The sequence below is a fragment of the Bradyrhizobium sp. WCU1 genome (assembly GCF_053474805.1).
Genome location: NZ_CM130280.1, coordinates 5409582 through 5428942 on the forward strand (window position 1 = coordinate 5409582; position 19361 = coordinate 5428942).

The following is a 19361-nucleotide window of genomic DNA, read 5'->3' on the forward strand; positions in this document are numbered from 1 at the left end:
TTTGCGACCGTATTCCCCGCATCATATTCGTTGTCTCTTCGTCTTATGTCAGCGCGTCTCGGCACAGTCCTGAAGCAGGGCCGGTGGAGTTCTGAGATTTCGCTGATAATTTCTGATTTCGAGGGAATTCACATGATTTTTGAGGATTCTGTGTGCTTTTGGCATGATGCCGCGATTCTGCGGCTTCGCTGGGAAGAGGGGGGATGAGTGCTCAGATTCGCCGGGTTCGAAATCGATCGGCAGCGTTCCGAACTGCGCGGTCCCGGCGGCCAGACGATCAAGCTGCGGCTGAAGGCGTTCGCCCTGCTATCGCTGCTCGCGGCCAACCCGAGACGAATCATCGGCAAACAAGAACTGATGGAGGCGGTGTGGCCGGGCGTCCACGTCAGCGACGATAGCCTGTTCCAGACCATCCGGGAGCTTCGCGCCGCCCTGGGCGATGACAAGCGTCAGTTGATCCGAGCCGTTTCCGGCCGAGGCTATCTGCTGGAGGCCGATGTGTCCGGTCCGCCGGACGCCGCCGACATTCCTGCAAAGCCGCTCCCGGACGCCGACGCCGTCGCCCCGGAAACCATAAGCGAACCAGCCGAAAGCCGGCCTGGGTTCAGGATGAGCCGCCGCGCCGCCCTCGTGGCCATGGGGGGCGGCGTGTCGGCTTTGGCGGCGGCCACGACCCTGCTCCCGCGTTTCTTCGCTGGCTCTCCGGCAACCATGGCCGTGATCCCCATGACAACCGTGAGCAACGACCCGGAAACCGCCCGGATGGCGAGCGGTGTAATCCGTGAACTGGCGGACGGTCTGGCGAAAATCGAGACGATCCGCGTGATGACGGCGCCGGGCGTTGTTCAAGGCGCCGATTTCGTCGTCAACGGCGATCTCGAAAAAACCGAATCGGCTTGGAATTTGCGCGCGCGCCTGACCGAATCGTCCACCGGCACGGTGAGATGGACGACGGCGCTTTCGGTCGCTCTCGCCGGCGACGACATGCAACTCCAGCAGACCCGCCTCGTAGCCGGCACGGGCTACCCGCTCGCACTGAGCATCAACGCGCTTTTGAGGTCAGGCAATCGCTCGGCCGATGGCTTGCCCTCTGGCAGCGCCAAGGCCGCTATCGACCAGGCGACGGCCGCGATCAACCGCACCACGCTGGAGCGCTATCACGCAGCGCTGGCGATGCTTGAAAATGCTCTTGCCGCCGATGCCGGCAATGTCGATCTGCAAGTTGCGCTCGCGGCATTCCAACTGCGCGGAATTCAGATGGCCTGGTTTCCTGCCGCAGAGCGCGAACCGACGGAGGTTCGGATCGGCGCGATCATGGAGCACGCGTTGCGCACGCGGCCCGACTATATTCCGGTGCTCCAGACCCAGTGCCGGTTTTTGTCGGCAACCAATAGCTTCGTCGAAAGCCTGGTGGTGTGCGACAGAGTGCTCGCTCTCGATCCATGGGACGGGATCGCACTCTATCTGATGGGGCTCGCCCAGGTCTTTCTCGGCCGTTTCAATGACGCGCTCGCGACGTTTGAGCAGGCGGACCGGTTCGATACGCCTCAGGTCGCGCGCTGGACCTGGGCGATCGGGGTGGGTTGGACCTGTCTGCTCTTGGACCGTCCTGCGGATGCATTGCCCTGGCTGCAACGGTCGATCGCGATCACCCCGGCGAGCGGACGCACTCATATGCTGCTGGCCGCGGCTTATCAGCAATTGGGTCAGACCGCCGAGGCGCGTGCAGCCATGGCAAAGGCGCTGGAACTGAGGCCGGGCTCGACGGCGCGTACCGCGCCGCCTCCCACCAAGAATACCAGCCCGGTTTATCTCAAGGCCACCGATCGACTGATAAGCCTTATGGTCGCCGCCGGGCTACCCGAGAACTGACGCCTCGCAAGAGTGGCGCCGATCGAGTGGCGCTGCAAATCCGAGTGTTTTAATGCGTTTGTCGCTCACTCCGCAGCGAACGCCTTGTCAACCGGCGTCCAAATCTGCCCCCTCATCGGCGTCCAATTTTGCCCCCTTTGCACGGCGTGGTTTGCTGGTAGCGCTCGTCTCGTCGGAGCTGGCCGGGAGAGCGGAGGCGAGACGAGCGCGGGTGATGTGATCGTCGTCTCGGCTGTTGAATCGCCAACTGTCGTTTCCGGTCTCGACGATGTCGCAGTGGTGGGTCAGCCGGTCGAGCAGCGCGGTGGTCATCTTGGCATCGCCGAACACGCTCGGCCATTCGCCGAAGGCGAGATTGGTGGTGACGATGACGGAGGCGCGCTCATATAGCCGGCTGATGAGATGGAAGAGAAGCTGGCCACCCGACTGGGCAAAGGGAAGATATCCAGGTTCGTCCAGGACGATAAAGTCCATCCGGGTGAGATGCTCAGCAAGCCGGCCCTGCCGTCCGTTGCGGGTCTCGGTCTCGAGGCGGTTGATGAGGTCGACCACATTGTAGAAGCGGCCACGGGCGCCGGATCGGATGCAACTTCTGGCGATTGCGATGGCCAGATGGGTCTTGCCCGTGCCAGTACCGCCAACGAGCACGACGTTGCGCTGCTGAGCGATGAAGCCGCCGCTAGCAAGGTCGTTGACGAGCGTCTGGTTGATCGGTGTGCCAGTCGAACTGGAAGTCGGCGATATCCTTGGCGAGCGGCAACTTTGCAATGGTGAGCTGGTACTTGATCGACCGGGCCTGCTTCTCGTTGATCTCGGCGTTGAGCAGGTCACCGACGATGCGCTGAGGTTCATGCTGTCGCTTGATGGCGGTTGCCATGATCTCGTCGAAGGCGGCCTTCATGCCGTAGAGCTTGAGCTCGCCCATGAGGTCGAAGATTTGAGTTCGTTCCATCAGTTGGTCTTCCGGAGGTTGTCGTAACGGGCACAATCGGCGATCGGCGCATGGCGGAGCGTTAGCGCAGCCGGCGTCATGATGTTTGCCGGTGGAGCGGGTTCGCGTTGCCTGGCCAGGATGTTGAGCACGACGTCGTCAGAGTGGACGCCGTGGCCGAGTGCTTCGGCACAGGCGGCTTCCACCGCCGGCAGACCGTCGGTCAGCACCGCGTTGAGGATGTCGACCATCTGCCGACTGCCATCGTCGATGCTGGCAAGCCGGCGCCGAATCCGCCCGGCGATGCCGGGCGCATTTTGTCGCCAGTTGCATGAAATCCGCGTCTGGTGCCGGTCTCACCAGCCCAGTTCACGCAAGTAGGCCGCGCGGGCGGCGATACCGGTGTGGGTGAAGTCCGTGAAGACGCCATCCACGCCGAGACGGAAGAACTTCAGGTACTCGAGGCTCGGATCGTTGCGATAGTCGGCCGCCAGGTACTTCTTCTCGTTCCGGAACGTGAAGACGTGGACGAACAGGCCGAGCTTGTGCGCGTCGGCGATGACGCTGGTGGCGTCCTGCGTCGATGCGTCTGCCGTCGAGCCCTTGTAGGGCGTGCCGTCGGCATTGCTGTCCTTCCACGGCGAGATCTTGTACGGCACGATATAGGCCTTCCACGGGCCGATGCCGTCGGCATAGGTCTTGATCTCGGCGAGGCCTTCCGGCGTCAGCATCGCATCGAAGGTGCGGCTGTCCCCGGCAACCGTCCAGTCATAGGGACGGGAATTGGCGATGTTGTTGAGCAGCACCTTGCCGGTCTTGAAGTCGACGCCGTTGCCGTCGATCAGCTGGACCTGCCGCGTTTCCAGTCCGTGGCTGCGCATGTATTTCAGGCTGCCGGGCTCGAAGCTCTGCACGATGATCGGCGCGTCCTTCGCATTGAGGCCGTTCTCCTTGATGATCTTGATCAGGGCATCCTCGAGCGGATGGCTGCCGGGCGCGCCGCAGCCGTTGGCGATCGCCTGCGCGTTGTTCCAGGTCGGATTCTTGGTTTCCGGATAGACCGAGATCGTGCGCCCCGTCGCCTTGCTCTTGGCCCTGGCGATGTCGATGATGTCCTGGAAGCTGATGATCGGGAATTTGCCGTTGAACAGCTTCGGCCGTTCGTTGGCCGCATCATAGGTGGTGCCGGCGATCCACTGCCTCAGCTCGGCCATGGTGAAATCGGTGATCGACCAATCGTTGGTGTGATCGTCGCCGTCGACGATCAGCGCCTTCAGCACCGACTTCGGATCGGCCGGATCGACGAGGTCGCTCGGATACTCAGCCGGCCCGCTGGTCGGCGTTTGCGCCCATTTCACCTTGACGGGCACGCCCGGCGTCGTGCGCTTGCGCTTGGCGACCTCCGCGTTGGTCTTTGCCACTTCGGCAACGTTGGTGTTGTCGCCGAGCCATGGATTGTGGCGTGCCACCAGCACGCAATCCTTGGTCAGGTGCAGGTCCTCTTCGAGCGAGTCCGTGCCGAGGTCGGCGGCCAGCTCATACGAGGCCTCGGTCTCCTCCGGCACCAGGCCCGGCACGCCGCGATGTCCGATGACGAGCGGCAGCTTTCCGTCGACGGTCAGGAAGGGCTTTGCGCCTGATGGTGCCGGGCCGGTCTGCGCCGACGCCATCGACGGCAGCAGGACGGCCGCACCGAGCAGCATCGCTGCAAAATGTAGTTTCCGTCCCGAACGAATGTGCTTCACGGCCAAGTCTCCATCTCTTGTGCGGCATCGGGGCGATGCCGCAACGGCCGAGCCGAACCGGGCCGACGCGGCTATCTTCTTGTCTCAATCTTCTGACAGTCCGATGACTGTTGGGCAGGCGCGGGCGGACAACGGGCCGGCGTCCCGCGTATCAGCGTTCGATCCGGACGCTCATGCCGGGTTCGAGACCTTCTGCGGCGCCGGCGGGGTCGAGGCGCAGCCGCAGCGTGTTGCGGTCGTGATCGCCGATCACGCGCTCGGCCTGCCAGGTGGCGAACACGCCGAGCGGCCGCAACTCGGTGACGAGGGCCTTGGTCGCGCCGCCGCCGGCATTGCGGTTGACGTTCACGGTGCTTCCGATCGCAAGACCGTCGAGATGGTCCTCGCGCACGTTGAACGAGAGCCATTGCCCGCCGGCCGCCGCGACCGCCATGATCGGCTGACCCGCACGCACGTTCTCGCCCAGTTCCGCAGCGATCACGCTGACCACGCCATCGACCGGCGCGCGCAGCACCATCTTGTCGAGCCGGCGTTCGAGCACCGCGACGGCGGCCGCAGCGGCCTGCACCTGCGCGTCGGCGATGGCGCGCTCCTCCTTGGTCGGCCCCGCCACCGCGGCATCGTAATTCGCCTGCGCCGCCGCCACGCCAGCGCGCGCCGCGGCGACGTCATTCTCGGCCTGGTCGAGCGCCTGCTGGGTTTCGAAATTCTGGCCTGCCAGCGTGTTGATCCGCTTGAACTGGGTCTCGACATAGTCGAGGCGCGAGTTGGCCTTGGAGATCGCCGCTTTCAGCGAATCGACCTGCTCGCGGCGGACGCCGGCATAGACATTGTTGCGGCTTGCGACCGCGGCGGCGAGCGCTGCCCGCGCCTGATCCGCCTGCGCGGTTAGCTCGACGGCGGAGAGCCTGGCAAGGACGTCGCCGGCGTGCACCTGCGCGCCTTTCTCGACCGCGATCGACACCAGCTGGCCGTTCACCTCCGGCTCGATCCTGACCTCGGTCGAGCGGACCACGCCGACGATCGCGGGCGTCGGCGTCGCGCGGCTTGCATAGATCAGCGTGCCTGCGACGAGCGCAAGGGGGATCGCGATGACGGCGACGCGCCTAGCGTTGGGCATCTTGCTGTCCTCTCTTGAACACCAGCGCGGAGATCACGGCGAGCGCGAAATAGCCCACGGCGAGGCACCACAGCCTGAGCCAGTCATGCGAGACCTCCCAGATGCTGGCGCCGAGTTGGTTGATGCGCACGAGGCCATCGATCGCGGAGTCGGCCGGGAACAGCCGGCCGAGCGCGGTGGCCGCAGCGGGGATCGCCTCGCGCGGCCATGCGAAGCCGGCGGTGAAGAATTGCGGCAGGCTGGTCGCCAGCAGCAGGATGGTGGCGTTCTCCGGCCGCGTGAACCAGGCGCCGATCGCCTGTCCCAGGAAGCTCGTCGCCAGCAGGAACACGCTCGCCAGCGCGAAGATCTGCGGCAGATGCCCGAGCGTCGAGAAACCATAGATCCGCGGCAGCACGATCAGATAGAGCGCGAGCGCCGGCAGATAGATCGTCAGGTGGGCCACGCCGCGCCCGAACACGCCCGCGACCGTGTTGCGGGAATTCGCCAGCGCCGTGCCGGTCAGCATCGCCGCGCCGATCAGCAGCGTCTGTTGCAGGATCAGGATGAACGCCGCCGGCACGATATAGCTCGCATAGCCGCCGACCGGGTTGAAGATCGGTTGCAGCAGGACGTTGGCCGGGCTGAGGCTCGCCAGCTTGGCCTTGACAAGGCTGCCGTCGGCGCGGGCGCCGCGCGACACCAATTCGGATGTCAGCGTGCCGATCGCGGTGGCGACGGCGCCAGCGGTCGAGCGGAAGATGAACAGATAGGTGGCGTCGGCGTAGACCGGGATATGCGCCGTGATGCCCTTCAGCACGTCGCGCTCGGTGCCGGGCGGGATCTGCACCGCGGCAAACGCTTCGCCGCGATCGATCGCGCTCCGCGCCTCCGCCAGCGTGCGTGCGCGAACCGTCACGCTCAATGTCCCGCTGGCATCCAGCGTCTCGACGACCTGGCGGGAGAGATCGCTGAGATCATTGTCGACGACCGCGATCGGGAGCTTGCGCAGGATCTGGTTCAGATAAGGTTGCGGGTAGTAGATGCCGTAGATCAGCGGAGCCAGGAACAGCAAGGTGAACGCACTGCGCGTTCCGAGCACGCGCCGCCACTCCCCCAGGAAGGCGCCGCCGATGCCGGGCGGCGTCGGGCCGCGCTCCGGCGCTTCGGCAGGCTGAGCCATTTCGAAGAAGCCCTTGCGCGTCAGGCTCGCCATGCGCAGCCATGCAAGACCGGCAAACAGCAGTGTGAGCCCGGCGAGCGCAGCGAAGGGAAATGCGGATTCCGAGACTGGTAACCCGCGCGCTGCCTGTCCCATCAGCACCGCCATGTACCAGCGCAGCGGCAGTATCGCGCTCCAGACCTGCGCAAACGTGTTCATGCCGATGGTCGGAAAGCCGACGCCCGCATAGCCGAAGGCGGGGGAGGCGACCAGGCCGGCGAGTCCCAGCCCCGTCGCGAGGTCGCCGACCGCGAGCTGCAACAGCGCACCGATCGACAGATAGGCGATGATGAGCAGCGAGCCGGCGGCGATCATCAGCAGGATGTCGCCCTTGAACGGGATCTGCAGTGCGCCCTCCAGCACGAGGGTCACCGCCAGCATGATCACGACGAAGATGCAGAACAGCGGCGCCAGCTTGCCGGCCAGCGCTGCGACCGGATCGCCGCCTGCGCTTGCGAGCCACTCCCGCCCGTTGCGGCGGCGGAATTCGGAGCCGACCGAGTAGCCGGCGGCGAGCGTGATCACAACATGGATGATGGTCGGCAGCAGCGCGCGCAGCAGGAACTGGGCGTAGTTCTTCTGCGGATTGACCAGCGCGATGGTCTCTGCTGATAGCGTGCCGATCGACGCCGGCGCTGGGGCGGCGCGGCTGGCCGGCGCTGCCGCGTTCGCCGCGGCGGACAGGGCATCGTTGAGGCCCGACGAGGCGATGCCGGCCGCGGTCAGGAATTGCTGGTTGTAGAAGCCGACCACCTGCGGACGGCGATCGGCCTTCAGGTCGCGTTCAAAGTTCGGCGGGATGAAGATCGCCGAGATCGCCTTACCGGAACGGATGTCCTGCACGGCGGTGGCGAGCGAGCCGGAATCGTCGACGATTTTCAGGCTCGGAGACGCCGCCACGTGTTGCGTCAGCGCGCGCGAGGTATCCGACTTGTCGGTGTCGACGATCGTGACGCCGAGGCCGCGGATGACCGGCTGGCTGAACACGGTCGTGAGCACCGCGAAGGCAAACAGCGGCACGCCGAAGATCAGCAGCAGTGCGACGCGGTCGTGCAACAGCCACCGGCACTCGCGCTGTGCGACCCGCCAGAATCCGGGCTTCGACGCCAGCGTCATTGGCGCGACCGCCAGTCGAGATAGGCGCTCATGCCGGGCCGCAACTCGGGCACCGGCTGCACCGGATAGGCGCGGATCGAGAATGTCCGCAAGTCGAAATCGCCGGTGGCGCGGGTGGCGCGCCAACTCGCATATTCGCCCTTGGTCGCGATCAGCTTGACCTCGACCGTGACATGGCGGTCATCGAGCGCCGGAATGCGGACGTCGAACTTGTCGCCGACCTTCAGCCCCTTGACCAGATCTTCGCGCAGATCGAAGTGGATCCACAGATCGGCCAGGTTGATCAGCGTCACCAGCGGCACGCCCGGGGAGACGAACTCGCCCGGCTCGACGTTGCGCTGATAGACTTGCGCTGCAACCGGCGCGTAGACTGCGAGCTGGTCGATGACCGATTGGACGCTCTGGATATCAGCTTCAGCCTTCTCGACGTTTGCCTTCGCGATCGCGCGTTCTTCCTTGGTGTAGCCGTTGACCGCCTGCTCATAGGCTGATTTCGCCTGATCGAGCCCGCGCTCGGCTTCGTGCAATGCGTCGGTGGTCTGGTCGAGGCGAGCCTGCGGCGCGTTGCCTTGCTCGGTCAGCGTCTTGGCGCGATCGTAGGTCTTCTGGGCCAGCACCTGCGCGGCCTCGGCGCGCTCCATCTCGGCCTTGCGAGCGGCGATGGTCTCGACCCGCGTGCCGACCAGCACATTGGCGAGCTGCGCATCGGCGACGGCCTTTGCCGCTCGCATCTGGTCCTGCTTGGCAAGCGTTTCCGGGTTGTCGATCTGCACCAGCACGGCACCCGCGGTCACGTTCTGTCCGCGTTCGACCGGGATGTTCTTGACGCGACCGTCGACGCGCGCGGCGATGTCGAGCCGCGTCGCATCGACCTCGCCCTGCACCAGCAGCGGCTCGGGCCGCAGCAGATAATAGGCAGACAGCGCGACGATGACGGCGGCAACGACGCCGACGATGATCGCCGGCATGCGCGTTGAGGCGTGCACATTCTCCTGGGGCGTTGCTTGTGGCGGCTGCGGCGTGCTTTGGCTCTCGCTACCAGAAGGTGACACGTCCATAGCTGACCCCACATTGGCTCATGACCAGGATAGTCATTCACTATGGCGCGGATGTTAAATCCTGCCAACCTCGGCCGCTTGTCCGATCTTGCTCGAATCTGTCCGGTTCAACTGCGCGCGCATTCGCTGCTGCCATCACGTTTCAATGTTCCAGAGCGATTGCGATCACTGCCGGTTGATGCGACGTCGGCGCGAGCGGTGCGATGCGAACAAACCGGCCTTGCCGGCCGCGCATGGCCGCGCCGATCACACGGATAGTTGAAGCCCTGGCACCCGAATAAATCGCATCCGATTAAATCGGGATACTTGAAGGCTGGCCGCGCCATCCCTTTATCAAGCGCGAGCGAATTAATCGTGTACGATGTAAATCAGGAGCGTTACCATGACCACCAGGATTTCCTATCTCGCCGGGACGTTGAAAACCATCGCGCTGGCTGCGGCGCTGTCGGCCATCGCGGCGACGGCGGCCTCTGCCCAGGCCGCGATCTCCGAGCCAGCCGCCTTCCAGGCGCTCTATCCGTATCGGGACGTGCTCAACAACGGTGCGCCGACGCCTGCCGCCAAGCTCGTGCTCGAGCCGCCGGCGGTGCTGCAGAGGCTCCAGGCGCTGGAAAGCGGTATCGGCGTCGTTGAGGCGCCGCGCCGCATTTCGCATCGTGCCCGGCGCTGAGGCTCTCGAATCTGTGATTGAATGATGATTGTCATCCTATTGATCGCAAGCTTGCGCCGACTACGTCGAAATACAGGACTTTCCCTTATGACGGAGACGTTCCATGACCAAGCAGATCGACGACCTCTCGAGGTTCTATCGCTTTGAACTCGTGCACGGCGACCATGCCGACTTCATTGCCTATCAACGCAATCTGGGCGATGGCGTCTGGCAGACCTATTCGACCTGGATGATTCCAGGTGCGAATGGCGAATAGCGCGGGCTGACGGCCCGAAATGAAAAACGCGCCCGGTATGGCCGGGCGCGTTTTCATTGGCTCTTGGCGGGCGCGCATTGCAGCGGACCCGGCCGCTTGCCGCGGCGTGCGTCAGTTCGACTTCACCAGCGGGCAGCCGCCCTTGTCGAGCGGGCGGAACGCTTCGTCGCCGGGCACGGTGGCGATCAGCTTGTAGAGGTCCCACTCGTTCTTGGATTCCTCGGGCTTCTTGGTCTCGAACAGGTACATGTCGTGCACCATGCGGCCGTCGATGCGGATATGGCCGTTCTTGGCGAAGAAGTCGTTGATCGGCGTTTTGCGCATCTGCTCCATCACCTTCGGCGCCTCGTCGGTGCCGACGGCCTCGATCGCCTTCAGGTAATGCATGGTCGCCGAGTAGAGGCCGGCCTGGATCATGGTCGGCATGTGGCCGACCTTCTCATTGAAGCGCTTCGAGAAGGCGCGGGTCTCGTCGTTCATGTCCCAGTAGAAGGCGTCGGTGACGATCAGGCCCTGCGTCGCCTTCAGGCCGAGTGCGTGGGTATCGGTGATCTCCATCAGCAGCGCGATCAGCTTCTGGCCGCCCTGGGCCAGGCCGAACTCTGCGGCCTGCTTCAACGCGGTGGTGGTGTCGCCGCCGGCATTGGCCAGCGCCACGACCTTGGCCTTGGAGGCCTGCGCCTGCAGCAGGAAGGACGAGAAGTCCGACGAGTTGAGCGGATGGCGCACGTCGCCGAGCACCTTGCCGCCGGTCTCCTTGACGACGTTGGCAGCGTCGCGCTGCAGCGCCATGCCGAAAGCGTAGTCGGCGGTGACGAAGAACCAGGTGTCCTCGCCGCGCTTGACCATCGCCTTGCCGGCGACGTTCGACAGCGCGTAGGTGTCGTAGGTCCAGTGCACGGTGTTGGGCGAGCAGGCGGTGCCGGTGATGTCGGATGAGCCGCCGCCGGAGTTGATGTGGATCTTGTTCTTCTCGCGCGTCAGCGCCGAGATCGGCAGCGCGACCGATGAGGTCGGCACGTCGAGGATCGCATCGACCTTGTCGTTGTCGTACCAGTTGCGCGCGATGCTGACGCCGACGTCGGGCTTGTTCTGATGATCGGCCACGACGACCTGGATCGGCTTGCCCTTCACCTTGCCGCCGTAGTCGGCGACCGCCATCTCGACGGCGGCGACCGAGCCCTTGCCGGTGGCGTCCGCATAGAGGCTCGACATGTCGGTGAGCACGCCGAGCTTGACGACGTCGTCGGAGATCTGGGCGTTGGCCGCGGTGCCGGAGGCCGCAAGCGCGAGGCTGGCCGCCGCTGCGGCCAAGAGCGATTTCATCGTGTTTCTCTCCCTGGTTTTTCGTCGAAGATTGCTTCCACGGGCACCTTCTATCCGGTGCGGCAACCTGTCGCAAAGGCGACTTTTTGGGCATGCGGCGGGGGAGCGAGGCACGGCGGGCGCCATTCACCTCTCCCCGCAAAGAGCGGGGAGAGGGAGAGCCAAGTTACAGCGCCGGTAGCGCGGTGACGGCGGCCTTGATGGTGCCGTCGGTTTCCACGACCACGCGGAGCGTTTTCGAATCGAAAGCGATGCTGGCGAGGCGGATGCTGGTGACGTCGGCATCGACCCGGATGCCTTCCTCGTTCTTCTGCAGGTCGGCGATGGCGGCGGCGATCTTGCGCTGCGCGTTGCTCGCGAACGGCTTGAGGTCGACCACCATCCGGTCGGCGAGCGCCTGCTGCAGATGCGGGATCGCGGCGCGCGCGGCGGCGCCGAGCAGGCCGAACGCAGCCTCGGACTCGACCGCCAGCTCGACGTCGGCGAGCCGCAGCGTCTGCGCCGCCTGGTCGAGCCGCGGCCGGCCCCAGATGTGCACGGTCGCCTCGGCGCCGAGGCCGAAGAAGCTCTTCTTCTCCTTGGCGTGCACCAGCAGCGAGATCAGAAGCCGGTCGCCGGAGGCGGCGATGCTCGCGCTCTTGACGGTGACGTCGACCGGGCCGGAGCCGTCCTCGGGGAAAGTCTTGCCTTTCAGCTGCGCCTCGACGAGCTGCGTCAGCGTCGTGAAGGACATGTCGACCGGCAGGCCGATCGCGACCTGGCTCGACATCGGCGGCACGATGGAGAGCTTGTCGGGGAACGGGCAGTTCGGGGTCGTCTGTGCCTCGGTGATCCGCGTCTCGGCCTCGATTCCCATGGTCAGGATCACCGACGACGCATCGACCTTGGGCTGGGCCGCGATCGCGCGGGTCGGCCGCAGCTCGAGCCACATCGGCGGCATCGACGAGGTGCCGCCGGTGCCCTGCAGCGGGATCGACCGGCAGGCTTTGGCCCATTGCGCGCGGGCGCTGTTCTGGAACACCGGGTCGTTGCGCAACCGTGCCTCCACCACGGAAATCTGGTCGGCGACCGCCTTGTCGATCACCGGCTTGACCTGGGCCGGCACGCTGATGCGGACGCCGGCGGCCGACAGGCTGGTGTCGCCGAGATTGACCTGCGCCTGCAGGTTCGGCTCGATCCGCCAGGACGCGCCGAGCTTCGGCCGCGCAGTCAGCGTGACGCTGCCCTTGATGTCGGCGTTGGCGTTGACGTTCTTGATGTTCACGGAGCCGATCTGCCTGGCGACATTGCCGCCGAGCAGGCTGCCGAGCGCGTTGGTGACGGCACCGGTCGCCTTGTCCGATAGCGAGCCGGTGACCTTGAGCGTGCCGTTGATCGGGGTCGTCAGCGTCAGCACGTCCTGCGCGCCGGTGGCCGCGATCGGCCCGCGCGACGCGGTCCAGCCGATGTCGGCATTTTGCAGGATTTGCTGGACCGGGTTGTCGGCCTTGCCGCCGAAGGTCTTGGGCGCGCCGCGTTCGGCGGCATCGCGGATCGCCGACAGCGCGACCGAGACCTGCGCCACGACCGTCGAGGAGCGCGGCGACGGCGGCAGCGGCGGCAATTGTACCAGTGGCGGCGTCTGCACGGTGACGCTCGGCGCGAGCCAGTCCATGGCTTTGAGGCTGATCGCGAACGAGACGAGGACCACGGTGAGCCCGAGCGCGATCGTCCTTGGATGCATCGGTAGACGCATCGTCCCCCCGGATGAAAATCAACTTGACGGGTTGTACAGGCCCCCCGACGAGGGCGCCAGTGTGGCGGGATCACGCTGCTTCGGGGGCGGGGGCCGGCGGCCCGCCCGGGATCACTCAGACGTTAACGATCTGGTCGTTAACGAATATGAACGCGACAACGGCCCCGGCAAGATGCCGGAGCCGTCGTCGATGTCTGGAAATGTCCGGCTAAAGCGCGGCGCGACGGTCGGTCATCGGCAGCACGATCACCTTGGTGCCGACGCTGACCCGCGAATAGAGGTCGGTGACGTCCTCATTGGTGAGGCGCAGGCAACCGGAGGAGACATGGGTACCTATCGTCTCCGGCGCGTTGGTGCCGTGGATGCGATACACGGTACCGCCGAGATACATGGCGCGGGCGCCGAGCGGGTTGCCGGGGCCGCCAGCCATGTGACGCGGCAGATAGGGCTGGCGCGCGATCATTTCCGGCGGCGGGGTCCAATCCGGCCACTCTGCCTTCTTGGTGATGGTCTGGGTGCCCGACCAGGTGAAGCCGTCGCGGCCGACGCCGATGCCGTAGCGCATCGCCTGACCGCCTCCGAGCACCAGATAGAGATAGGTGTGCGGGGTGTCTATGATCACGGTGCCGGGCGCCTCGCGGGTCGGATAGGCGACGACCTGGCGGCGCAAGCGCGCGGGCAATTCAACCGAACGGTCTTCCTCCTGCGCCTGCGGCATCGACTGCACCGGGGGCTGCACGGCCGCGGTCGGCGGCGTCAGGATGAAGGGGAACATCGGCAGCGGAGCGGCCGCGGCGGAGTTCGAGAAGGCAACGGCGCCAATCGCCAGCGCGCCGAAGGCGGCGGCAGCCAGACGCGTATTTAGCATGATGGAATTGAACATTGTCGACCCCTGTTGTTTGCGCCCTGCGCGCCAGTTCGGCGCATCGTTGAGGAAACCAATACAGGGGAGGCGTTTCAGGACGTTTGCACGAAATCGCCAAAATGGTTTCGTGGCATTAGGGTTTTGTTTCGTTCGTGTTTCGTCGCAGGGTTAAGGGCGGGTTGCCGGCAAGCGGGCGACCTCAGAGGTGGATGTATCCGGCCAGTCCGTCCCACAGCAGCTTGGCCGCGGTAATGACGAGAATGGCGTAGCAGAGGCGGTACAGCGCCCGCTGGTCGAGCCGTTCGTGCAGCCGCCAACCGGCCCAGACGCCGACCGGCACGGCCGGCACGCAAAGCGCCATCAGCATCCACAGGCTTCGCGACGGCGTGGCGAGCACGAGCCACGGACCGGCCTTCAGGAGGTTGCCGACCGTGAAGAACAGGCTGGTGGTGCCGGCGTAGAGCGCCTTCGACATGCCGAGCGGCAGCAGATAGATCGCAAGCGGCGGCCCGCCCGAATGCGCCACCATCGTCGTGACACCGGAAGACAGGCCGGCGACCGCGGCCTTGAAGGTCGAGCGCGGACGCGGCTTGATCTCGCCGCCGCCGATGAACCACAGCGCGGCGAACACCAGCGTCACGACGCCCATCACGATCTCGACGGCATGGCGGTCGAGATCGCGCAGCACGAAATAGCCGAGGCCGATGCCGACCACGAGCGCGGGCAGCAGCATCGCGAGGTCGACCCGCGACCACGTATTGGGGCGCCAGAATCGCAGCGCCGTGATGTCCATGATGACGAACAGCGGCGCGAGCAGCGCGCCGGCCGCGATCGGATCCATCGCCAGCGAGAGCAGCGGGATGCCGACGATGGCAAAGCCGCCGCCGAACGCGCCCTTCATGAAGGCGATCAGGAAGACGCCGGCGAGCGCCACCGCGAGCACGAAAGGCGCAGGCAGGTCTGTGATGATGGACGTGATCATGGTGTGGTGCGGAGCGTTGTGGTCGTGCTCATACATGGCCACGCGCGCATGCATGTGCAATCCAAATATTGCTCTCGGTGCACATTGCTCTCGGTGCAATCGGCGTCTGTGCGCTAGCCGGTGCGCATCCGCGGCAGGCCCGGCCTGTCGCCGTTGAGCGCGGCTCGGCGGTCGGCGACGGCGTGATGGAATTGCTCCAGCGTCAGCCCGATCACCGACAAGTCGCCTTCATCGATCGCGCCGTCGTCGTAGCAATCGAGCGCCTCGCGCAGCAGCGCGTCAGCATCGCTCTGCATCGCCGCGAGCTGCTCCGCGGTCTCGGCGCCGCGCACCCGCGCGATCAGCGTCAGCAGATTGTCGCGGTGGGTGATGTATTGCTCACGCTCGTCGCGCTTCATGTAGTGGCGCAGCCAGGCGCCGGCCGAACCGAGGCCGGAGAGCAGCAGGATGCCGCCCCAGATATAGTCGGAGTATTTTTCCAGGAAGGTGCGCTCGGTGCCGTCGATATAGGCGGCAGCGCCCTGATGCGCCGGCAATGCGGCGTCCTTGTCGGTATCCGGCTTCTCGATCTTGGCTGCCGCCGGCAGGTCGCGCGCGACCTGGAGGCGCTGCGTAAACAGCTGCCGGTCCAGCGCGCCGACGGTTGCCTCGTGCAGGCTGTGCTGCGCGATGATCAGGTGGTTGACGCTGACGGTCTCGACCTTGTCTTCGGGACGGGCCGGCGACGAAGAGAAGATGCTGCCGGCGATCTCCTCCGATTCGTAGAGCGGATGCTTCTGCGCGATTGCTTCGGAGACCTCGATGGGAATGAATTTCGGCTCGCCGCGCGCGGCCGCCGTCGCCGCGATCGCTTCCGCCGTCACCTTGCTGTCGAGCGGGCCGACCGTCATGTAGGCGTCGAGCGACGGATCGCGCGCGAGGTCCGCGATCTTGTTGACGGCGAACTGGCTGACCGCGACCTTGTCGGGGTTGACGCCGGACTCGGTCAGGATCACGCGCAGCAGCGTGACATTGGCCTGAGTGCTGCCGACCACGCCGACCTTGTGCCCGGCAAGGTCGTCGATGCTCTTGATCTTGGCGGACCGCCGCTTGCCTTTGCCGCCCGAGGGCGCCCAGAGCACCACGACATTCTTGCGCAGGACCGCGACCGACTCGGCGCTCGCTGGCAGATTGAGGTCGCCGCGCACCACCGCGAGATCGACCTTGTTGGCAGTGAACAGCGCGATGCTTTCGGCGGCGCCCTGGGTCGGGACCGGCTTCAATCGCACCGGGCTTCCGCTGTGCGCGAAGGCCTGGGCGAAGCCCTGGACGAGCTTGACGTCCTCACTGCCGGTCGGGCCGACCGCGATCAACAGCGTCACCGGACGTAGCGCGTAGAGCAGCGCGCCCGCGGCGCCGCCGAACACAAGGATGCCGATCGCCAGGATCAGGAGCGACGAGTTTCGTCGTTTGAGCCTGCGGCGCGTGGTGCCGGGATTTTCACTCTGCTCTGACATCTGATTGTCACGTTACACGAAAAACCGGCCGTTTGCCCCGAAAAACAACCTAACATTTCGATGACGTCATACGTTTGAAACATCCATGTCAGAACGTCGTGCGAGCAGAATCAAGATTAACGGTTTGGATCTCCTGCAATGCGCATACTCGTTGCGACCGATGCCTGGCATCCGCAAGTCAACGGCGTGGTCCGGACGCTGACGTCGCTGGCGCGCAGCGCAGCGACGCTGGGCGCCGAGATCGAATTCCTGACGCCCGACGGTTTCCGTTCGGTCGGCGTGCCGACCTATCCGGGGCTTCGGGTGGCGCTGCCGAACCGGCGCGAGATCGCGCGCCGGATCGAGGAGGCCGCGCCCGAGGCGATCCACATCGCGACCGAAGGGCCCATCGGCTGGGCGGTGCGCGGCTATTGCCAGCGCAACAAGCTCGCCTTCACCACGTCCTATACAACGCGCTTCCCCGAATATGTTTCGGTGCGCACCGGAATTCCCGACAGCGTCGGCTACGCCGTGCTGCGGCACTTCCATGCCGCAGGCTCCATGACGATGGTTGCGACCGACTCGCTGCGGACCGAGCTTGCCGAGCGCGGCTTCCGCAGGCTCGGCTCTTGGACCCGCGGCGTCGACACCAAGATCTTCAATCCGGATCAGCCGGCCGTGCTCGATCTGCCGCGGCCGATCTTCATGACCATGGGCCGTGTCGCGGTGGAGAAGAACCTCGACGCCTTCCTGTCGCTGGAGCTGCCGGGCTCCAAGGTCGTGGTCGGCGACGGCCCGCAACGGGCGGCGCTGGAACAGAAATATCCCGACGCGATTTTCCTCGGCGAGAAGAAGGGCCAGGATTTGACCTCGCACCTCGCTGCCGCCGACGTCTTCGTGTTCCCGAGCCTGACCGACACGTTCGGCGTCGTGCAGCTCGAGGCGCTGGCCTGCGGCACGCCGGTCGCGGCGTTCCCTGTGACCGGCCCGAAGGACGTCATATCGGACCATCCGATCGGCGCGATCGACCATGATTTGCGCAGCGCCTGCCTGCGCGCGCTGAACATGTCGCGCGCGGACTGCCGCAATTTTGCGTTGGAGCGTTCCTGGGAAAACAGTGCGCGTCAGTTCATCGGCAATCTTGCCACGCTGCAGCCGAGCCGCGCGCCGCGGCCCGCCCGCCGCGTCGCCGGCCGCAGTGCGGTTCCGAATTAACAGCTCAATCGAACGAAAGACGAGAGACTCTCTATGGCTGAAATTATCAAGCTGGGCGCCGACCGTTCCATGGACTTCGACCGCGAGACGGTCGAGCAGGCCTACGACCGCTGGGCGCCGATCTACGACCTCGTGTTTGGCGGCGTGTTCAGCAAGGGCCGGCAGGCTGCGATCCAGGCTACCAACAAGATCGGCGGCCGCGTGCTCGAGGTCGGTGTCGGCACCGGCATCTCGCTGCCGCTCTACGGCCAAAACGTCCGCATCTTCGGCACCGACATCTCCGAGGCGATGCTGGAGAAGGCCAAGAAGCGCGTCGCCGAGCAGGGCCTGAAGAATGTCGAGGGCCTGGCGGTGATGGATGCCGAGAAGCTCGAATTTCCCGACAATTCGTTCGATGTCGTGATGGCGCAGTACGTGCTGTCGGCGGTGCCGAATCCGGAAGCCGCGATGGACGAGTTCGCGCGCGTGGTGAAGCCTGGCGGCGAATTGATCATCCTGACCCGCGTCAGCGCCGATGCCGGCGTCCGCCGCTTCATCGAGCAGACACTGCAGCCGGTGGTGCGCCCGCTCGGGTTCCGGACCGCCGAATTCGCCTGGTCGCGCTACACCAAGTGGCTGGCCGGCGCGCGCGGCATGGAGCTCGCGGAGCGCCGCCTGATCCCGCCGCTCGGCCATTTCTCGCTGGTCCGCTTCCGCAAGGCGGACGTCGCCAAGGCGGCCTGAGGCCAGGCAGCTCCTTCCGGGTGAGGTCGCGCACAGCGCGGGTCCGAACCGGGAGGCTACGATACCCTCCGCCTCATCCGCGCAAATCGCCGGGATGAGGCGAGACCTTCTCCAGTCGCGTCAAGGTGTCGCTCCGCATTGTCATATGTCATTATGATGATGTCACACGCGGTACATCGAAGCCCTGTAAATCCTGTCCCGAAAGATGTTGGGGGAACCAATGATCAAGAATTTTCTGCAAGAGCTGCGTACCCAGCGCTGGGATGACCATCGCTTCTACCATCACAGCCGGATCAACCAGAGCCTGCACTTCGTCAGCGCGCTGAGCTTCCTGTTCGCCTATGTGATGCTGTTCTTCGATCCGGTCGTGTCGGCGCTGGTCGGCTGGCTGGTCTCGATGACCTCGCGCCAGGCCGGTCACTTCTTCTTCGAGCCGAAGGGGTATGACCACGTCAACCAGGCGACCCACGAGCACAAGGAAGACATCAAGGTCGGCTACAATTTGCAGCGCAAGGTCGTGCTGATGGCGATCTGGGCGCTGTCGCCGATGGTGCTGTATTTCGATCCGACGCTGTTCGGCCTGTTCAAGCCCTGGGTCACGATGGGCGACTTCACCCGTCAGGTCGCCAAGATCTGGCTTGCGGTCGGCGTCGGCGGCCTGCTGTTCCGCACCATCCACCTGTTCTTCATCCGCGACGTCGAGACCGGCCTCGTCTGGATGACCAAGATCGTCACCGATCCGTTCCACGACCTGAAGCTCTATCACAAGGCGCCGTTGTTCCTGATGAAGGGCGAGCTGATCGATCCGGGTCTCGAGAAGCACGTCAGGCACGCCTGATCGTTGCTCCCAGCGTCTTCAAACTGCGTGATGCCCGGGCTCGTCCCGGGCATCACCGTTCTTAGGGCCATGCAAGAAGACGGCTTCGCCTTGAATCTTCTCGACCACGCGCTGACTTCACCTCGCCCCGCTTGCGGGGAGAGGTCGGATTGCATCGTAGATGCAATCCGGGTGAGGGGGACTCTCCGCGAGTCCGTCTATCGGTGCTCTCGTCGAGAGTCCCACTCACCCCG

The 19361-nt window shown here is 65.2% G+C and carries 15 protein-coding genes and 2 pseudogenes; 6 read left to right on the forward strand and 11 right to left on the reverse strand.

Annotated elements, in window-relative coordinates; all coding sequences use genetic code 11:
* Positions 1-207: 207 nt before the first annotated feature.
* Positions 208-1872, forward strand: coding sequence for a winged helix-turn-helix domain-containing protein (locus ACTUWL_RS24980; protein ID WP_021081464.1), 1665 nt, complete (start codon positions 208-210; stop codon positions 1870-1872).
* Positions 1873-1959: 87 nt separating this feature from the next.
* Here the strand turns inward: ACTUWL_RS24980 and istB are convergent.
* The 6 genes and pseudogenes from istB to ACTUWL_RS25010 form a co-directional block, all read right to left on the reverse strand.
* Positions 1960-2824, reverse strand: a pseudogene (istB, locus tag ACTUWL_RS24985) (IS21-like element helper ATPase IstB).
* A pseudogene (locus ACTUWL_RS24990) lies at positions 2824-3114 on the reverse strand (IS21 family transposase); the annotation flags it as partial. The pseudogenes ACTUWL_RS24990 and istB, both read right to left, overlap by 1 nt.
* Positions 3115-3159: 45 nt before the next feature.
* Positions 3160-4548, reverse strand: coding sequence for a glycerophosphodiester phosphodiesterase family protein (locus ACTUWL_RS24995; protein ID WP_021081468.1), 1389 nt, complete (start codon positions 4546-4548; stop codon positions 3160-3162).
* A gap of 151 nt (positions 4549-4699) precedes the next feature.
* A complete protein-coding gene (locus tag ACTUWL_RS25000) occupies positions 4700-5668 on the reverse strand; it encodes an HlyD family secretion protein (protein ID WP_021081469.1) in 969 nt (322 codons plus the stop codon).
* Positions 5655-7985 carry an ABC transporter permease gene (locus ACTUWL_RS25005; RefSeq protein WP_021081470.1) on the reverse strand — a complete coding sequence of 777 codons (2331 nt, stop codon included), beginning with the start codon at positions 7983-7985 and terminating at the stop codon, positions 5655-5657. The genes ACTUWL_RS25000 and ACTUWL_RS25005 overlap by 14 nt, the downstream gene beginning before the upstream one ends.
* Positions 7982-8971: an HlyD family secretion protein gene (locus ACTUWL_RS25010; RefSeq protein WP_291730369.1), complete on the reverse strand. Its 990-nt coding sequence runs from the start codon at positions 8969-8971 to the stop codon at positions 7982-7984. The genes ACTUWL_RS25005 and ACTUWL_RS25010 overlap by 4 nt, the downstream gene beginning before the upstream one ends.
* 454 nt (positions 8972-9425) lie before the next feature.
* Between ACTUWL_RS25010 and ACTUWL_RS25015 the strand changes: the two genes are divergently transcribed.
* Positions 9426-9713: a hypothetical protein gene (locus ACTUWL_RS25015; protein ID WP_021081472.1), complete on the forward strand. Its 288-nt coding sequence runs from the start codon at positions 9426-9428 to the stop codon at positions 9711-9713.
* A 103-nt stretch (positions 9714-9816) separates the two neighbouring features.
* Positions 9817-9969 carry a hypothetical protein gene (locus ACTUWL_RS25020; protein ID WP_021081473.1) on the forward strand — a complete coding sequence of 51 codons (153 nt, stop codon included), beginning with the start codon at positions 9817-9819 and terminating at the stop codon, positions 9967-9969.
* Between the two features lie 111 nt (positions 9970-10080).
* On the opposite strand, the gene ACTUWL_RS25025 is transcribed toward ACTUWL_RS25020, so the two are convergent.
* From ACTUWL_RS25025 to ACTUWL_RS25045, 5 genes are all read right to left on the reverse strand, one after another.
* Positions 10081-11295 carry an ABC transporter substrate-binding protein gene (locus ACTUWL_RS25025; RefSeq protein WP_021081474.1) on the reverse strand — a complete coding sequence of 405 codons (1215 nt, stop codon included), beginning with the start codon at positions 11293-11295 and terminating at the stop codon, positions 10081-10083.
* A 166-nt stretch (positions 11296-11461) separates the two neighbouring features.
* On the reverse strand, positions 11462-13030 hold the full coding sequence (locus ACTUWL_RS25030) for a DUF4403 family protein (RefSeq protein ID WP_021081475.1): 1569 nt from the start codon (positions 13028-13030) through the stop codon (positions 11462-11464).
* Positions 13031-13238: 208 nt separating this feature from the next.
* Positions 13239-13913 (reverse strand): L,D-transpeptidase, encoded by a 675-nt coding sequence (locus ACTUWL_RS25035; protein ID WP_021081476.1) that lies wholly within the window; start codon positions 13911-13913, stop codon positions 13239-13241.
* Between the two features lie 181 nt (positions 13914-14094).
* The gene (locus ACTUWL_RS25040) at positions 14095-14877 is read right to left on the reverse strand and encodes a sulfite exporter TauE/SafE family protein (protein ID WP_035653013.1); all 783 of its coding nucleotides are present in this window, start codon (positions 14875-14877) and stop codon (positions 14095-14097) included.
* Positions 14878-14990: 113 nt separating this feature from the next.
* Positions 14991-16373, reverse strand: a complete 1383-nt coding sequence (locus ACTUWL_RS25045) for a TAXI family TRAP transporter solute-binding subunit (protein WP_021081478.1) — start codon at positions 16371-16373, stop codon at positions 14991-14993.
* A gap of 138 nt (positions 16374-16511) precedes the next feature.
* On the opposite strand from ACTUWL_RS25045, the gene ACTUWL_RS25050 reads away from it, so the two are divergent.
* The 3 genes from ACTUWL_RS25050 (at position 16512) to ACTUWL_RS25060 (ending at position 19128) form a co-directional block, all read left to right on the forward strand.
* The gene (locus ACTUWL_RS25050; RefSeq protein WP_021081479.1) at positions 16512-17567 is read left to right on the forward strand and encodes a glycosyltransferase family 4 protein; all 1056 of its coding nucleotides are present in this window, start codon (positions 16512-16514) and stop codon (positions 17565-17567) included.
* 33 nt (positions 17568-17600) lie between these two features.
* Positions 17601-18290, forward strand: a complete 690-nt coding sequence (locus ACTUWL_RS25055; protein WP_021081480.1) for a class I SAM-dependent methyltransferase — start codon at positions 17601-17603, stop codon at positions 18288-18290.
* Between the two features lie 220 nt (positions 18291-18510).
* A complete protein-coding gene (locus ACTUWL_RS25060) occupies positions 18511-19128 on the forward strand; it encodes a hypothetical protein (RefSeq protein ID WP_021081481.1) in 618 nt (205 codons plus the stop codon).
* Positions 19129-19361 lie beyond the last annotated feature (233 nt).

What these genes read in the sequence shown, in the direction of transcription:
- ACTUWL_RS25000 (WP_021081469.1), bottom strand. Translation starts at nt 5,668, where the DNA reads ATGCCCAACGCTAGGCGCGTCGCCGTCATCGCGATCCCCCTTGCGCTC.
- ACTUWL_RS25005 (WP_021081470.1), bottom strand. Translation starts at nt 7,985, where the DNA reads ATGACGCTGGCGTCGAAGCCCGGATTCTGGCGGGTCGCACAGCGCGAG.
- ACTUWL_RS25015 (WP_021081472.1), top strand. Translation starts at nt 9,426, where the DNA reads ATGACCACCAGGATTTCCTATCTCGCCGGGACGTTGAAAACCATCGCG.
- ACTUWL_RS25020 (WP_021081473.1), top strand. Translation starts at nt 9,817, where the DNA reads ATGACCAAGCAGATCGACGACCTCTCGAGGTTCTATCGCTTTGAACTC.
- ACTUWL_RS25025 (WP_021081474.1), bottom strand. Translation starts at nt 11,295, where the DNA reads ATGAAATCGCTCTTGGCCGCAGCGGCGGCCAGCCTCGCGCTTGCGGCC.
- ACTUWL_RS25030 (WP_021081475.1), bottom strand. Translation starts at nt 13,030, where the DNA reads ATGCGTCTACCGATGCATCCAAGGACGATCGCGCTCGGGCTCACCGTG.
- ACTUWL_RS25035 (WP_021081476.1), bottom strand. Translation starts at nt 13,913, where the DNA reads ATGTTCAATTCCATCATGCTAAATACGCGTCTGGCTGCCGCCGCCTTC.
- ACTUWL_RS25040 (WP_035653013.1), bottom strand. Translation starts at nt 14,877, where the DNA reads ATGATCACGTCCATCATCACAGACCTGCCTGCGCCTTTCGTGCTCGCG.
- ACTUWL_RS25045 (WP_021081478.1), bottom strand. Translation starts at nt 16,373, where the DNA reads ATGTCAGAGCAGAGTGAAAATCCCGGCACCACGCGCCGCAGGCTCAAA.
- ACTUWL_RS25050 (WP_021081479.1), top strand. Translation starts at nt 16,512, where the DNA reads ATGCGCATACTCGTTGCGACCGATGCCTGGCATCCGCAAGTCAACGGC.
- ACTUWL_RS25055 (WP_021081480.1), top strand. Translation starts at nt 17,601, where the DNA reads ATGGCTGAAATTATCAAGCTGGGCGCCGACCGTTCCATGGACTTCGAC.
- ACTUWL_RS25060 (WP_021081481.1), top strand. Translation starts at nt 18,511, where the DNA reads ATGATCAAGAATTTTCTGCAAGAGCTGCGTACCCAGCGCTGGGATGAC.